Annotated in this window: 19 protein-coding genes; 11 read left to right on the plus strand and 8 right to left on the minus strand. The window is 61.9% G+C overall.

Annotation, left to right across the window (positions count from 1 at the left end; all coding sequences use genetic code 11):
* Nucleotides 1–143: 143 nt before the first annotated feature.
* The 3 genes from NKL06_RS24560 to NKL06_RS24570 are packed head-to-tail and all read left to right on the plus strand — an operon-like array spanning nt 144 to nt 2,673.
* Nucleotides 144–773 (plus strand): DUF1285 domain-containing protein, encoded by a 630-nt coding sequence (locus NKL06_RS24560; RefSeq protein WP_023670010.1) that lies wholly within the window; start codon nt 144–146, stop codon nt 771–773.
* Nucleotides 773–1,405 carry a CoA pyrophosphatase gene (locus NKL06_RS24565; protein WP_023691599.1) on the plus strand — a complete coding sequence of 211 codons (633 nt, stop codon included), beginning with the start codon at nt 773–775 and terminating at the stop codon, nt 1,403–1,405. The genes NKL06_RS24560 and NKL06_RS24565 overlap by 1 nt, the downstream gene beginning before the upstream one ends.
* Complete coding sequence (locus NKL06_RS24570; RefSeq protein WP_023691598.1) at nt 1,402–2,673, plus strand: CCA tRNA nucleotidyltransferase; 1,272 nt, start codon at nt 1,402–1,404, stop codon at nt 2,671–2,673. Before NKL06_RS24565 ends, NKL06_RS24570 begins: the two co-directional genes overlap by 4 nt.
* Nucleotides 2,674–2,679: 6 nt before the next feature.
* Here the strand turns inward: NKL06_RS24570 and NKL06_RS24575 are convergent, their stop codons facing one another.
* From NKL06_RS24575 to hemF, 3 genes are all read right to left on the minus strand, one after another.
* Complete coding sequence (locus NKL06_RS24575; RefSeq protein WP_023670013.1) at nt 2,680–2,865, minus strand: DUF1059 domain-containing protein; 186 nt, start codon at nt 2,863–2,865, stop codon at nt 2,680–2,682.
* A 231-nt stretch (nt 2,866–3,096) separates the two neighbouring features.
* The gene (locus NKL06_RS24580) at nt 3,097–3,357 is read right to left on the minus strand and encodes a DUF1344 domain-containing protein (protein WP_023691597.1); all 261 of its coding nucleotides are present in this window, start codon (nt 3,355–3,357) and stop codon (nt 3,097–3,099) included.
* 237 nt (nt 3,358–3,594) lie between these two features.
* Nucleotides 3,595–4,509: an oxygen-dependent coproporphyrinogen oxidase gene (gene hemF, locus NKL06_RS24585; protein WP_023691596.1), complete on the minus strand. Its 915-nt coding sequence runs from the start codon at nt 4,507–4,509 to the stop codon at nt 3,595–3,597.
* A 275-nt stretch (nt 4,510–4,784) separates the two neighbouring features.
* Between hemF and NKL06_RS24590 the strand changes: the two genes are divergently transcribed.
* The gene (locus tag NKL06_RS24590) at nt 4,785–5,042 is read left to right on the plus strand and encodes a hypothetical protein (RefSeq protein WP_023683688.1); all 258 of its coding nucleotides are present in this window, start codon (nt 4,785–4,787) and stop codon (nt 5,040–5,042) included.
* On the opposite strand, the gene soxR is transcribed toward NKL06_RS24590, so the two are convergent.
* Both soxR and NKL06_RS24600 read right to left on the minus strand, forming a co-directional pair.
* The gene (soxR, locus tag NKL06_RS24595; protein ID WP_023691595.1) at nt 5,039–5,485 is read right to left on the minus strand and encodes a redox-sensitive transcriptional activator SoxR; all 447 of its coding nucleotides are present in this window, start codon (nt 5,483–5,485) and stop codon (nt 5,039–5,041) included. The two genes, NKL06_RS24590 and soxR, sit on opposite strands and share 4 nt — an antisense overlap.
* A 146-nt stretch (nt 5,486–5,631) precedes the next feature.
* Entirely contained in the window at nt 5,632–6,090 is a 459-nt protein-coding gene (locus NKL06_RS24600; protein ID WP_023691594.1) for a tRNA (cytidine(34)-2'-O)-methyltransferase, read from the minus strand.
* A 445-nt stretch (nt 6,091–6,535) separates the two neighbouring features.
* Here NKL06_RS24600 and NKL06_RS24605 point away from each other — a divergent pair, with 445 nt between their 5' ends.
* From NKL06_RS24605 to NKL06_RS24625, 5 genes are read left to right on the plus strand one after another with little or no spacing between them, the layout of a single operon-like run.
* The gene (locus NKL06_RS24605; protein WP_023691593.1) at nt 6,536–6,943 is read left to right on the plus strand and encodes a hypothetical protein; all 408 of its coding nucleotides are present in this window, start codon (nt 6,536–6,538) and stop codon (nt 6,941–6,943) included.
* 27 nt (nt 6,944–6,970) lie between these two features.
* Nucleotides 6,971–8,866: an ABC transporter ATP-binding protein gene (locus NKL06_RS24610; RefSeq protein WP_023691592.1), complete on the plus strand. Its 1,896-nt coding sequence runs from the start codon at nt 6,971–6,973 to the stop codon at nt 8,864–8,866.
* A 10-nt stretch (nt 8,867–8,876) separates the two neighbouring features.
* On the plus strand, nt 8,877–10,760 hold the full coding sequence (locus tag NKL06_RS24615; protein WP_023691591.1) for an ABC transporter ATP-binding protein: 1,884 nt from the start codon (nt 8,877–8,879) through the stop codon (nt 10,758–10,760).
* 3 nt (nt 10,761–10,763) lie between these two features.
* A complete protein-coding gene (locus NKL06_RS24620) occupies nt 10,764–11,240 on the plus strand; it encodes a GNAT family N-acetyltransferase (RefSeq protein ID WP_023691590.1) in 477 nt (158 codons plus the stop codon).
* A 1-nt stretch (nt 11,241) separates the two neighbouring features.
* A complete protein-coding gene (locus NKL06_RS24625; RefSeq protein ID WP_023691589.1) occupies nt 11,242–11,550 on the plus strand; it encodes a DUF6665 family protein in 309 nt (102 codons plus the stop codon).
* 20 nt (nt 11,551–11,570) lie between these two features.
* On the opposite strand, the gene NKL06_RS24630 is transcribed toward NKL06_RS24625, so the two are convergent.
* Genes NKL06_RS24630 through NKL06_RS24640 form a run of 3 tightly spaced genes read right to left on the minus strand, consistent with a single transcriptional unit; the run spans nt 11,571 to nt 12,618 of the window.
* Nucleotides 11,571–11,915 (minus strand): cupin domain-containing protein, encoded by a 345-nt coding sequence (locus NKL06_RS24630; protein WP_023683696.1) that lies wholly within the window; start codon nt 11,913–11,915, stop codon nt 11,571–11,573.
* Nucleotides 11,916–11,920: 5 nt separating this feature from the next.
* Nucleotides 11,921–12,343 (minus strand): type II toxin-antitoxin system VapC family toxin, encoded by a 423-nt coding sequence (locus NKL06_RS24635; protein WP_023691588.1) that lies wholly within the window; start codon nt 12,341–12,343, stop codon nt 11,921–11,923.
* Nucleotides 12,343–12,618: a type II toxin-antitoxin system Phd/YefM family antitoxin gene (locus tag NKL06_RS24640; RefSeq protein ID WP_023701566.1), complete on the minus strand. Its 276-nt coding sequence runs from the start codon at nt 12,616–12,618 to the stop codon at nt 12,343–12,345. Before NKL06_RS24640 ends, NKL06_RS24635 begins: the two co-directional genes overlap by 1 nt.
* A gap of 259 nt (nt 12,619–12,877) precedes the next feature.
* Here NKL06_RS24640 and petA point away from each other — a divergent pair, with 259 nt between their 5' ends.
* Nucleotides 12,878–13,438: a ubiquinol-cytochrome c reductase iron-sulfur subunit gene (petA, locus tag NKL06_RS24645; RefSeq protein ID WP_023670027.1), complete on the plus strand. Its 561-nt coding sequence runs from the start codon at nt 12,878–12,880 to the stop codon at nt 13,436–13,438.
* Nucleotides 13,439–13,454: 16 nt separating this feature from the next.
* Nucleotides 13,455–14,798: a cytochrome b gene (locus tag NKL06_RS24650; protein ID WP_023683697.1), complete on the plus strand. Its 1,344-nt coding sequence runs from the start codon at nt 13,455–13,457 to the stop codon at nt 14,796–14,798.
* The last annotated feature ends 13 nt before the right edge of the window (nt 14,799–14,811 follow it).

The following is a 14,811-nucleotide window of genomic DNA, read 5'->3' on the forward strand; positions in this document are numbered from 1 at the left end:
CCGCATCGATCCTTGTGCTGGAAGTACCGGCTTGCACTGTAGTGCCTTAGAATGCCGCGATTCGGCTTCGCCTGGCGCCTACGAATGAATTTAAATCACAGACTTAGGCTGACAAGCGGAACAACAGTGACTATTTCGTGACCATGACGGAACGCTCCGAACATCGCGAACACAGCCTTGCTGCCGCAACCGAGGCGCGCGGTCTCGAAGCGTTGATCTCGCGTGCGGCTCGCGCCGGCAAGGGCGCGGCGCCGGTGGAGCGCTGGAATCCCGACTTTTGCGGCGATCTCGACATGGAGATCAAACAAGACGGAACGTGGTTCTATCTCGGCACGCCGATCGGCCGCATGCCGCTGGTGCAGCTGTTTTCCAGCGTGCTGCGCAAGGACGAGGATGGCAGGACCTATCTGGTGACGCCGGTCGAACGGGTCGGCATCCGCGTCGTGGACGCGCCTTTCATCGCGGTTGAAATGGATGTTTCCGGCGCCGGCGCCGAGCAGACCATCACTTTCCGCACCAATGTCGGCGATGTCGTCGAGGCCGGACCTGGCCATCCGCTGCGCTTCGTCGACGAGAACGAGACCGGCGGCCTGAAGCCCTATGTGCTGGTGCGCGGGAGGCTGGAAGCGCTGGTGGCGCGGCCGGTGATGTACGAACTGGTCGAGCATGGCGAGGAGATCGATATCGGCGGCAAGACGATGTTTGCCGTACGCTCGAAAGGCGAAATCTATCCGATCATGCCGGCGGAAAAACTGAAGCGGCTGAGCGCATGATGGATCAGGTGAGGCCGCCGCCGTTTTCCACAGCGGATTTTCGCGCGCGGGTCGCGGCGCAAGCTGAAGCCCATGCCGGCGACGATTATGGCGATCATCGCTTCAACCCCGGCCATCCACGGTTGACGCAGCTCAAAGCGCTGCGCGACGCCGCAGTGCTGATCCCGGTCGTCGATCATGGACGCGATGCGACCGTGCTTTTGACCAAGCGGGCGGAAAAACTGCGCAGCCATTCGGGGCAGGTGGCTTTTTCCGGCGGCACCATTGATCCCACCGATGCGACCCCGGAAGCAGCGGCCTTGCGCGAGACATTCGAGGAGATCGGCCTCGGCCATGACCGCATCGAGATCATCGGCCGCATGCCCGATTATGTCGCCGGCAGCGGCTATCGCATCGCCCCGGTGCTGGCGGTCGTGCAGCCCGGTTTTACGCTGTCGCTCAATGCCGACGAGGTCGATGCCGCCTTCGAAGTGCCGCTCTCGTTCCTGATGGATCCGGCCAACCACACCAGGGACAGCCGCATGTGGAACGATCTGGAATGGTTCTTCTACGATATGCCCTATGGCGGCCAGCGCATCTGGGGCGTCACCGCCGGCATCATCCGCACCCTCTATGAAAGGCTCTATGCTTGAGTGATCCGGTATCGCTGGCGGGCAGAGCCGACTGGCTGGGTGAAAAGCATCTGCAGCGGCTGCTTGCCGTGCTGGCGCAGGGCGGCGAGGAAGCCCGCATCGCGGGCGGCGCGGTGCGCAATGCGCTGATTGGGCAGCCGGTCGCCGATATCGATGTTGCTACCACTTGCCTGCCCGAGGAAACCGTTCGCCGGGCCGAGGCGGCGGGCTTCAAGGCGGTGCCGACCGGCATCGAGCACGGCACGATCACGGTGATTGCCGGCGGCGCGCCCTATGAGGTCACCACGCTGCGCGCCGACATCGAGACCGATGGCCGCCGCGCCAAAGTGTCGTTCGGCCGCGACTGGAAGGCCGACGCCGAACGGCGCGATTTCACCATCAACGCGCTCTATGCGGAGGCTGACGGGACGGTGGTCGACCTGGTTGGCGGCGTCGGCGATATCGAGGCACGAAGGCTGCGCTTCATTGGCGATGCGGAGCAGCGGATCCGCGAAGACTATCTGCGCATCCTGCGTTTCTTCCGCTTTTTCGCCTGGTATGGCGAGGGTCGGCCCGATGCCGAGGGATTGAAGGCCTGCGCCCGGCTCAAGGACGGTCTCGCCCATCTCTCGGCCGAACGCATCTGGTCCGAGCTGAAGAAGTTGTTATCGGCCCCAGATCCGTCGCGCGCCTTGCTGTGGATGCGCCAGGCCGGCGTGCTCACCAGCGCCCTGCCGGAAAGCGAGAAATGGGGCATCGATGCCATTCATGGGCTGACCAAGACAGAAAAGGATCTGGGCTGGGCGCCGGACCCGCTGCTCAGGCTGGAGGCGATCGTGCCGCCCGATGCGGAGAGGATGAAGACACTGGCCGAGCGGCTGAAACTTTCGACCACTGAGGCGGAGCGCCTGCGCCACTGGGCGCTGACGGCTGCCGTCGAGCCCAAGACAAGCGAAGCGGAACTGGCCAAGAAACTCTATTCCGGCGAGCGCCAGGGTTTTCTCGATCGCCTGCGGCTGTCGCTGGCGTCGGCGCGAGCGCGGGCTCTCGAGGACAATGACGCGCTGGTTCAGGCCGGCGGGTTTTCGCGCCTGCTCGCTTTTGCGCTGAAATGGGAAAAACCGGTGTTCCCAGTCAAGGGCGGCGATCTGACGGCGCTTGGCGCGTCGCCGGGGCCAATACTCGGTGCGATTCTGAAAAACCTGGAAAAGGAATGGATCGGGTCCGGCTTTGCGCTCGATCGCGACGCGCTGCTGGAGCGCGCCGCGGAAGCCCTGAAGGCCAGATAGGACTGCTCAGGCCGCGTCGCGAACTTTCTCGATGCGCGAGCGGATCGCCTCGATCATCGTCTCGCGAATGACCGTTTCGCCATGTGTCTCGCGCATATGGTCGACGGCGCGGCGCATGACCTCGGCTTCCTCACCGGCACGGGTGTGCCACTCACAGCCGGGAACCAGCGAGCCGCAATGGAATTCCTTCATGGGGTTTTCTCCTTTTCCTCCTTGGAGCCTGTGCCTCTCATGGGCACACGAAGCTCCGCCATCTCTGTTCCGCGCCCTGTCACAGCAGTCGGTTTCGGGGGCACGCACGGGGGAGCTAGCATAACACGGTTCGACGGTTTTGGTTGCCGTGGGTGCGAAAAGGCGGAGCAGCGCTGCTCCGCCCCCTCTTGTCAGGCTAAGCCAAGGCAAGACCGTTCGGTCTTGTCCCCATCACTTCACGATCTTGACGGACTCGGCAACCTTGTTCTTGCCGCTCATGTCCCAGGAAACGCGGACCTTTTCGCCGGCCTTCAAGCCTGGATCCTTGAAGGTCTGGGGCAGCGTGAAGGTGGATCCATCGTCCAGAACGAGGCTCATGGCCGTGCCATCATAGGTCTTGACCGTGCCCGTGGTGTGCTTGACCGCGGCAAAGGCAATCGAGCCGGAAGCGAGAAGGGCAGCGGCGGCTGCCGAAACAATGAGCTTTCGCATGTAATACTCCTGGAAATGCGGGCATCCGTTTGGAAAATGCTCCGCCTTGTTCAGGGCCGTCCGGTAGCGTCGTGTCGCGGTTCGGGACTGAACCGCCGGCGCTTCCCGGCCCGAAACGACAAATAGTCGTTTATTTCAATTGCCTATTAGACGAAAAAGATAATGGCGATGCCACATTGGCTGCCCAGATTCGGCGAATGGGACGTCAATGCGGCTCACGTTTCGCTCACCGATTTTTTACGGCCACCTGACCTCCGGCGGCAGGCTGGACAGGATCGAAGCGACATTGCCGCCGGTCTTCAGGCCGAAGATGGTGCCGCGATCGTGAAGAAGGTTGAATTCGACGTAACGGCCGCGGCGAATGAGCTGCTCGTCGCGGTCGTCGTCGGTCCAGTTCTCGTTGAAATGGGCGCGAACCAGGTGTCCGTAGACGACAAGGAAAGAACGCCCGACATCCTGAACGAAGTTCAAATCGGCATTCCAGCCGCCTTTCTCCTCCCCCGAATGCAGCCAGTCGAAAAAGATGCCGCCGACGCCGCGCGGCTCGTGGCGGTGCGGCAGATAGAAATACTCGTCGCACCAGGCCTTGAATTTGGGGTGGTCGGCGATCGCAGCGTTCTTCTCGCAGGCGAACTGCATGGCTCGATGGAAGGCGACCGTGTCGGGGTGATCTTCCGTGCAGTTGCGGTCGAGCACCGGCGTCAGATCGGCGCCGCCGCCAAACCAGTGGCGCGACGTCACGACCATGCGGGTGTTCATGTGCACGGCCGGCACGTTGGGGTTCCAGGGATGCGCGATCAACGAAATGCCTGATGCCCAGAAGCTCGGGTCTTCCTCGGCGCCGGGCATCTGCTTCCTGAATTCGGGCGAGAATTCGCCATAGACGGTCGAAGTATGGACGCCGACCTTCTCGAAGACGCGGCCGCGCATCATCGACATGGCGCCGCCGCCGCCCTTTCCATTGTCGCGTTCCCACGGCGTCTTCTCGAAGCTGCCGGGCGACCATTCGGCCAGTGGTCCCTGCAGTTCCTGTTCGATCTGCTCGAAGGTTGTGCAAATGCGCTCGCGCAGCGTCTCGAACCAGAGCCTAGCCTTCATTTTCTTCTGTTCGATGTCGGGTGGCAGGCCTGCCGGTATTTCTGGTCGTTCCAAAATGCTGTCTCCGGTCGCGGCCGACAAAGGACCTAGTGGAGTGAATTTGACATTTGCACACAGCGTGGCGCAGGGCACGATGCAAATGTCAAATTCGAAAACTCCACCAGAAACATAAACTTGCTAGCGGTCCTTGTGATTCCAACATTCGCAACGGCGCCTGGGGACTAGGGAGGCGAATGTTGGAATCGGACCACTAGCCTTTTCCGGGCGCGATCCCTAATCTCCTAGGGGCAAGGGTCAAGTGTCATCTGGTTCGGCCCAGGAGTTCTTTCATGCGCACGCCGGCAAGACCGCCGCTGCATGGCCTGAAGAAAAGGCTCGATCGTTCACGCGCCGAGCGCGAGCGCATGCCGCGTGACGGGTTTTTGCGCGAGACCTTCGTCCTGCCGCGCCCGGATGCGCGGCTCAAGGCCAAGGAATGGTTCGAGCGTTTTCCAAAGCAGGCCTACTGGACCGAGATCGAAAGCTGGTTCGAGCGGCCGGGCGACGTAATCGAATTCACCATACGGCGGCTGCCCGCGGCGGATTAGGATTCCACAAGCAGTCGCCTTGCGCCCGGCCCTTGCGCACTCAAGCGATCTTCCCTGTTTCGCAGCGGGCATTTGTCGATCGACATGCAGCCGCAGCCGATGCAGTCGGTAAGGCCGTCGCGCAGCTTCTTTAGCTGAGTGATCTTGCGATCGAGGTCGTCGCGCCAGCCGGTCGACAACAGGTTCCAGTCCTCGCGCGTCGGGGTACGGCCTTCTGGCAGCGATTCAAGTGCGGCGCCGATCTCGGCCAGCGAGATGCCGACCTCCTGGGCGATCCGGATGATTGCCACCCGCCGCAGCACGTCGCGGCCATAGCGCCGCTGGTTGCCCGACGTGCGGTGGCTGCGGATCAGCCCGCGCGCCTCGTAGAAATGCAGCGCCGACACCGCCACGCCGCTGCGCATGGCCAACTGGCCGACCGTCAATTCCTTTACCGGAGCCATCTCGATTTTCCGCTTGACCTCAACTTAAGTTGAGCTTGTAGCCAGGAAATGTCGATAGGGTAATTGAGGAGAAGGCGATGTGCGCCTGGGTGAGAATGATGCAAGACGCAACGGCCGTTGGCGATGACGACAACGCGTTGAAGGGTCTAGCCGAGCTGCCGGATGGCTTCACCGGCGACCATGGCGACCGACAGCGCGACGTTGATGCTGCGCGTGCCCGGCTGCATCGGGATCGTCAGCCGCGTATCCGCCGCCTGATGGACAGGATCCGGCACCCCAGCGGATTCGCGGCCGAACAGCAGGATGTCGCCTTGGGCGAAGCTGAAGCCCGTATAGGGGGTCGCGGCTTTGGTGGTGAGCAGCACCAGCCGGCAGGCTTGGCCCTTGCGCCAATCTTCGAAGGCGTTCCAGTCGACATGCCGGGTCAGGGCAGCCATTTCGAGGTAGTCCATCCCGGCGCGCTTGAGCGCTTTGTCGGAGAGCGGAAAGCCGGCTGGTTCGATGATGTCGACGCCAAGGCCGAGGCAGGCGGCGAAGCGCAGGATTGTTCCGGTGTTGCCGGCGATGTCAGGCTGGTAGAGGGCGATGCGGAGACGGTGGTTCATTTCCGCGTCTTTCTAATAAGTGGCAGATCGGCCACAGCGGGTGGCTGGTTTTGGAAATTGCTGGACCTGCGGGTGGCCATTTTCTGCGAAGTCGATTATACCGCAGGCATTGTCAACCCGAACCGATGGAGGGGTATTTCATGCTGACCATGCACATCCTGCGCCCCTCCCGTGGGCTTACCTGCCTGCCGGCGGTTTCGGTACGACGATTTACCTGATTTCTTAGATCTGATCGCACCGATTCCCGCCGAACCCAATTTTCGGCTCTTGAAGGAATCCTGCGATGTTTTTCAACCGGTTAAAGGGGCCTAGAGCCCCAGCTGAGCATGTCGCGACCGAGGCCTATCCTCGTGTCCCGACGGATGCAATCCGTGCCTCCGGCCGAAGGCCGGCGCACGACATTGCTTCGCCTTTTTATGTCTATTTTCACACGGAGGACGGACCGATGTTCGATCCCTATAAGATACCTGGTTCAAGAAGCCTGCACGAACGCAAGACGGCGACCTGGGCGTTGCTGGTCGGCGAGACCTATTCGTCGGCGGTTCATGCCGAGACGCGCCGGCGTCCGCATCGCGGCATGTTGCCGGATGTCGATTTCTCGCGTGCGGTTCCCGACCACAGCCGGCCGTCGCTGGTGCGCCGGATCATCCGGCTGATCCGGCCGGGCGCGAAAAACCGGACTGGCGGCGGCGTGCCGTCAGCTCAGTCGAAGGCTTCTGTCGGTGAAAAGCCCGCAGGTCCCTATATTGCGCGAAGCAGGACCGATGGCCCGGGTGATTCCGGGCCGTCGGTCCCCGCCGACGTACGGTCTGGGGAAGCGGAGCGCCCCGGGGATTTTTCCCGCGCCGCATGAGCGGACAACAGTTTTGTGAGCATCACTATGTTTAGCTGGTTTGAAAGAAGGCTCGATCCGTTCCCCGCAGCGGAACCGGTCGAGCCGCCGAAGACGCTGGTTGCCTTCTGCGTGCATTATACGCGCGGCGCCTGGCCATACATCATCGTCGACGCGGTGCTGGTGACGGCGATTGCCATCGCGGAAGTGTGGATGTTCGGCTTCATGGGCCACATCGTCGACTGGCTGTCCAGGCAGAACCGCGAAACCTTCCTGCAGACCGAGAGCTGGAAGCTTGCCGGCATGGCCTTCGTCGTGCTGTTCGCGCTGCCGGGTACGGTATGGCTGCATTCTTTGCTCAACCAGCAGACGCTGATGGGCAACTACCCCATGCGCATCCGATGGCAGGTGCATCGTTATCTCTTGAAGCAGTCGATGAGCTTCTACCAGGACGAATTTGCCGGCCGCATCGCCACCAAGCTGATGCAGACGGCACTCGCCGTGCGCGAATGCGTCATCAAGGTGATCGAGGTGCTCAATTACGTCATCGTCTATTTCCTCGGCATGCTGTTCATCGTCGGCTCGGCCGACTTGCGGCTGGCGGCACCTCTCGGCGTCTGGCTGCTCGGCTATATCGGGTTGTTGCGCTATATCATCCCGAAGCTGGGCAAGGTCGGCGAGGCGCAGGCCAATGCGCGCTCGACTATGACCGGCCGCGTCGTTGACAGCTACACCAACATCCAGACGGTCAAGTTGTTTTCCCATGCACGGCGCGAAGCAACGTTCGCCAGAGAAGGCATGGCAGGCTTCCTCGACACGGTCTACCGGTCGATGCGGCTGGTGACGGTGCTTTACGGCCTGCTCTATATCCTCAACGCGCTGCTCCTGTTTTCGGTGACGGCGACGGCGCTGTGGCTGTGGCTCGGCCAGGCGGTGACGATCGGCGCCGTCGCCGTGGTCATCGGCCTCGTGCTCCGTATGTGGGGCATGTCGCAGTGGATCATGTGGGAAATGTCGAGCCTGTTCGAGAACATCGGCACGGTGCAAGACGGCATCGCCTCGATCTCGCTGCCGCGCCTGGTCGAAGACCGGCCGGGGGCGAAGGACATTGCCGTCACCAAGGGCGAGATCCGCTTCGACGACATTCGTTTCCACTATGGCAAGCAGAAGGGCGTCATCGAGAACCTGTCGCTGACGGTGAAGCCCGGCGAGAAAGTCGGCATTGTCGGGCGCTCGGGTGCGGGCAAGTCGACGCTGGTCAATCTCCTGTTGCGGTTCTACGACCTCGAGAACGGCCGGATCCTGATCGACGGCCAGGAGATCGCTTCGGTGACGCAGGATTCGCTGCGCGCGCAGATCGGCATGGTGACGCAGGACACCTCGCTGCTGCATCGTTCGGTGCGCGACAACATTCTTTACGGGCGGCCCGATGCGACGGAGGAAATGCTTGTCGAGGCAGCCGGGCGGGCCGAGGCGCTGGAGTTTATCGGCAGGCTTTCGGATCACACCGGACGTAAAGGGCTCGACGCTCATGTCGGCGACCGCGGCGTCAAATTGTCCGGCGGCCAGCGGCAACGCATCGCCATTGCTCGCGTTATGTTGAAGGACGCACCGATACTTATCCTTGACGAAGCGACGTCGGCGCTGGATTCCGAAGCCGAGGCCGCCATCCAGGAGAATCTCTACAAGCTCATGCAAGGCAAGACCGTCATCGCCATTGCGCACCGGCTGTCGACCATCGCGGCGATGGACAGGCTCGTCGTCCTCGACAAGGGCCGTGTCATCGAGGAGGGGTCGCACGAGGAACTCGTCGCCAGCGGCGGGCTCTACGCGCAGCTCTGGCAGCGCCAGTCGGGCGGGTTCCTGCTCGATGACGGTCCGGTCGATGCCGCCAATGACGCTGTTGCCAACGACATCGGCGTGAAGGGTGAAGCCGCAGAGTGATGACGTCAGCATGATGACAGCCGTCTATCGCTGGTTCGAGGACTGGGTCTATCCGTTCAGGGAGCCGGCGGACCTTCGGCCACCGCCAAGCGTCGGCGGCTTCCTCTGGCACTATGTCGGCCAGGCGAAGTTCGACTTCTTCGCCATGCTGGTCATCGGCGGCATCGCGCCGCTGATCGAGGCCGGGCTGTTCTACTTCGTCGGGCGGCTGGTCGATATTCTCGACCAGCTTCCCGGCGAGCGCAGCTGGCACGCGCTGTGGGCCGCCGCCGGGCCTGAGCTTGTCTTCATGATCGCAGTGGTGCTGGTCATCCGCACCATCGTCGTCGGCCTGTCGGCGCTGGTCAACGAACAGACGATCACGCCGGGGTTCTACAATCTGGTGCGCTGGCAGGCGCACCGGCACGTATCGCGCCAGTCCTACACCTTCTTCCAGAACGATTTCGCCGGCCGTATCGCGACAAAAGTCTGGCAGGCGGGGCAGGCGACCGGCGACCTGATGGAGAGCTTCATCGAGGTCATCTGGTTCATGCTCATCTATACGGTGACGACCTTGGCGCTGGTCGCCGGGCTGGATCTGCGCCTGGCCGTGCTGGTGGTGATCTGGATCCTCGCGTTCGCCTGGCTGGCCAAGCTCTATCTGCCCTCAATCCGCAGGCATGCCGAGGCCACGGCTGAAGCGGGCTCGATGATCAATGGGCGCATCATCGATTCCTATTCCAACGTGCAGACGCTGAAGCTATTCTCGGCCGACGGCGACGACCGCTACATCAAGAACGGCTTCGACATCTATCTCGATGCACTACGGCCCTTCACCCGCCGGCTGACCGGCGTGCGCATGGCGCTGACGACGCTGTCGGGCATCATGATCACCGCGATTGGCTGCTTTGCCGTCTATCTCTGGGTCGAAGGGTCGATCACCGTCGGCGCCGTCGCGTTCACGCTGTCGCTGGTCTTGCGGCTCAACATGCTGCTCGGGCGCGTGATGATGCAGCTCAACGGCATATTGCGAAATCTCGGCGTCCTGGAAAACTCCAAGGCGCTGATCTCGCAGCCGCTTGGCCTTGTCGATGCGCCGGATGCGAAAGAGCTTGTCGTCGCCGGCGGCCGCATCGAGGTGAAGAATGTCGAGTTCCACTACGGCAAGGGTTTTGGCGTGCTGAATGGCATCGACCTTGTGGTCAAGCCTGGCGAGAAGGTCGGGCTGGTCGGGCCGTCGGGCGCGGGCAAGACGACGCTCGCCAACCTCATCTTGCGCCTCTACGACCTCGAGAGCGGCAAAATCCTGATCGACGGGCAAGACGTCGCCGAGGTGACGCAGAACTCGCTGCGCGCCAATATCGGCGTGGTCAGCCAGGACACGGCGCTGTTCCACCGCTCGCTGCGCGACAACATCAAGCTCGGCATGCCGGACGCGACCGAGGCCGAGGTGATCGCGGCGGCGAAGAAGGCCGAGGCGCACGAGTTCATATTGGGCCTGCGCGACAACCGGGACCGTACCGGCTACGAGGCTTTTGTCGGCGAGCGCGGCGTGAAACTGTCGGGCGGCCAGCGCCAGCGCGTCGCGATCGCCCGCGTCTTCCTCAAGGATGCGCCGATCCTGATCCTCGACGAGGCGACCTCGGCGCTCGATTCCGACATCGAGGCGGCGATCCAGGAGAATCTGGCCAGGCTGATGGAGAACAAGACGGTCATCGCCATAGCGCACCGGCTGTCGACCATCGCCGCGCTCGACCGTCTTGTGGTGCTGGACGGAGGCCGCATCGTCGAACAGGGCACGCATGACGAGCTGGTGGCGCTCGACGGGCTCTATGCGCGGCTGTGGAAGCGGCAGTCCGGCGGCTTCCTCTACCACGAGGAAAGCGTGCTGGAAGAGACACGGCCGGCGGAGTAGGGCATGGCAGCGTCGCCTGATATCGGCTACGTCCTCAAGCGGCTGCGGCCAACCGCGCCGGCCTTCGATGCGCTGAAGGAGGAGAGCCGGCTGGAAGGCTACTGGATGCTGGTGCGGCTGGCGGATGGCTGGGCGGGCGGCCGCAACAAGTTCCTGAAACGAGGCGAGGCGCTGTTTGGTGCATGGCATGGCCGAGAACTCGCTGGTGTGTGCGGGTTGAACATCGATCCTTATTTCGAAGGCAGGGACCACGGCCGGGTCAGGCACCTGTTCGTCAGCGCGCGTCATCGCCGCAGCGGCATTGGCCGCATGCTGGTCGAGACCGTCATTGACAGGGCACGTCAGCATTTTGCCGTGCTGAACACCCGCGCGCCACAAGAAGCCTTTGGGTTCTATGAACGGCTTGGCTTCCAGCCGGTGGTGGGCGAAGAATTCGTCACGCACCGCATGATGCTCTCTCAAGACAGAAAAGGAGGCTGAGATGTCACTGCGTCCGCCATCCCTAGGCGCCTCGGCTGCCGAAGCCGCGTTCGACGCCCTCGGCCATGAGATACTGGCTGAAAAGGCCGCAGCGCTCGGCCGTGCCGGCCAACGGGTCGAGGAAACGCTGGCCAAGCTCCGTCAGAACAACGACGACGAGGAGCAGCGACTGCGGCTGCTCAAGGAGGCTGCCGCAGCGGTGCACGCCTATTTCATCCAGCGTGAACTCTGCGGCCTGCGCCGGCATGAGTCGGTCATCCGCGAATACGATATCCCAAGGGCCGTGCTGGTCAGGCTCGGTGCAAGCTAGAGGTCATCAGCCGGCAACAATCATTCCAGCCATTCGGTGATGAAGCTGCCGTTTTCGTGGATGTCGGTCGTTTCGAGCGGGCCTGGGCCGAGATTGGTGAATTTGTGCGGCGTATCAGGCGGCACGATCAGGATCTGGCCGGCCGTGGCCTCGATCTGCTGGTCGCCGATCGTGAACAGGCCGGTGCCTTGCCGGATGATGAAGATTTCACAATAGGGATGCGTGTGCAGGCGCGGGCCGCCGCCAATCTCTTCCTGATAGTTGAAAATCAGGCAGGAGTTGGAGTCGTAGGCGCCGCATTGCAGTTCGCCCTGCCAGCGGCCGGGCGTCCTGGTCCAGGTCTCGCGGTCGATGATGTGTGCCATAGCCTCTAACCCTTCGTCGGTATCCAGGGGTTGAAAAGCTTCACGCCGGTGCCTTCAAAATCCTTGGTGTTGCGGGTCACGACTGTCAAGTTTTTGACGAGCGCGGTAGCGGCTATGAGGGCGTCGCGCTCCGGCTTTGGATCGGGAACGTGGAGGTTTGCGCAACGCACGACAACAGCCTTGTCTATGCTCAATATCCGGTCGTCAAACTGTGGAATGAGTGTCTGATCCAACCACTCACGGTACATGGTGGCCTGGCGAGTATCCTTCCTCGACAAGAGCAATGTTCCGATTTCGAGTTCCAGGATCGAAATGACCGACATGAAAAAGCTGGCGATGTCGTGGGTCTCTGACCAGGCCAAAACGTTGCGATCGGCCTTGTCCCGACGACGCAGATTCGAAACGACATTGGTGTCAAGAATGAACATCAGTCGAGTTCGGGAATCTTGAAAAACGGTCCTTCCAGGCGAGGTGGTTCCCAGTCGAAATCTGCTTCGGGGCGATCATCGGCAATCGCGTCCGCGAGGCTTCTCGGCTTCTTCTCTAAACGCTGATATTCCTCCATCGACATCAGCACATGGGAGGGCTTGCCGCGGTCGGTAATGATGACCGGCCCGTTCTTGGCTGCCCGTTTGGCATGCGCCGTGTCCTGGTTGAATTCACGGCTCGACATGATGGTTATCGTCTTCGTCGAGATATTCATATCAACACCTCCATCCGGAAGATGTAGACATATTGCTACATTCGGCCAAGCTCGTCAAATTTCTCTTCGTGCGGAACGCCCGCGACAATCTGCCCTTGTGGCCTCAGCCCGCTGGACAAAAACGGGCTTCACGCATAAACCGAAATCCAAATGCCGGAGGAATTCGCTAGCTTGTTCGCCATGCGCTGTCGGGCCGGCGCGATGGAGCGGGGACAAAGCTCGGCCGCCGGCTCGGAAGAGGCGAAAGGATCAGGCACCCGTGAGCGCAACCGACACCCAGGATCCCAACCGTCGTGATTTTCTCTACGTCGCCACCGGCATGGCCGCAGTGGTTGGCGCAGGCGCCGTTGCCTGGCCCTTCATCGACCAGATGCGCCCTGATGCCTCGACGCTGGCGCTGGCCTCGGTCGAGGTTGATGTCGCCTCGCTGACGCCTGGCATGTCGCTGATCGTCAAATGGCGCGGCAAGCCGGTCGTGGTGCGCAATCGCACCGAGCAGGAGATGAAGGACGGCGAAGCCGTGAACCTTGCCGATCTCAAGGATCCTATTGCCCGCAACGCCAATCTGCCCGCCGATGCGCCGGCGACCGATGCCAACCGCACCACGCCCGGCAAGGAAGCCTGGATGGTGATGGTGCAAGTCTGCACGCATCTGGGGTGCATTCCGCTTGGCCAGGAAGGCGATTTCGGCGGCTGGTTCTGCCCGTGCCACGGTTCGGTGTACGATACCGCCGGCCGCATCCGCAAAGGCCCGGCGCCGGAAAACATGGCCGTGCCGGTATTCAAGTTCATTTCCGATACCAAAATCCTTATCGGTTGAGGCAGGGGATAATTCGATGAGCGAGGGACACTCGACCTATACGCCCAAGACCGGTATCGAACGCTGGTTCGACGCCCGCATGCCGCTGCCGCGCATGATCTATGACAGCTTCATCGCTTATCCGGTGCCGCGCAACCTCAACTATGCGTGGACCTTCGGCGGCATCCTCACGATCATGCTGGTGGCGCAGATCCTGACCGGTATCGTGCTCGCCATGCACTATACCGCCGACACCAATCTCGCCTTCAATTCGGTCGAGAAGATCATGCGCGACGTCAATTCCGGTTGGCTGTTGCGCTACATGCATTCCAACGGCGCCTCGTTCTTCTTCGTCGCCGTCTACATCCACATCTTCCGCGGGCTTTATTACGGCTCCTACAAGGCGCCGCGCGAGCTGCTGTGGATCCTCGGCTGCATCATCTATCTGCTGATGATGGCGACCGGCTTCATGGGCTATGTGCTGCCCTGGGGTCAGATGAGCTTCTGGGGCGCCACCGTCATCACCGGCTTCTTCAGCGCCATTCCGCTGGTCGGAAACTGGATCCAGGAACTGCTGCTCGGCGGTTTCGCCGTCGACAACCCGACGCTCAACCGCTTCTTTGCGCTGCACTATTTGCTGCCGTTCATGATCGCCGGCGTCGTCGTGCTGCACGTCTGGGCGCTGCATGTGGTCGGCCAGTCGAACCCGACCGGCATCGAGGTGAAATCGAAAACCGACACCGTTGCCTTTACGCCCTATGCGACCATCAAGGATGCATTCGGCATGATCGTGTTCCTGTTCTTCTTCGCCTATTTCGTCTTCTACCTGCCGAACTTTCTCGGCCATCCGGACAATTACACGATCGCCAACCCGCTGAAGACGCCGGCCCACATCGTGCCGGAATGGTACTTCCTGCCGTTCTACGCGATCCTGCGCGCGATCACCTTCAACATCGGGCCGATCAACTCCAAGCTCGGTGGCGTGCTGTGCATGTTCGGCGCCATCGTCATGCTGTTCCTGGTGCCGTGGCTCGACACCTCCAAGGTGCGCTCGGCGGTCTACCGGCCCTGGTACAAGCTTTTCTTCTGGCTGTTCGTCGCCGACGCTGTCCTGCTTGGCTGGCTTGGCTCGCAGCCGGCGGAAGGTGGCGGTCTGTTGACCCTCCTGATAGGTGAGGTCTCGGGCAACTACGTTGGCTACGCTCAAGCGGCGACACTGTTCTACTTCGCCTTCTTCCTCGTCATCCTGCCGGTGCTTGGCCTGATCGAGACGCCACGCAGACTGCCGAATTCGATCACCGAGGCGGTGCTGGAGAAGAACAAGGGTGCCGGAGGGGGACATCCGGCCGGTGCGACCGCGGCGCCGGAAACCAAAGGCTGAGTGAGAATCTAAG

It is taken from the genome of Mesorhizobium sp. C268A, assembly GCF_040324475.1.
In the GTDB taxonomy this organism is placed as follows: domain Bacteria; phylum Pseudomonadota; class Alphaproteobacteria; order Rhizobiales; family Rhizobiaceae; genus Mesorhizobium.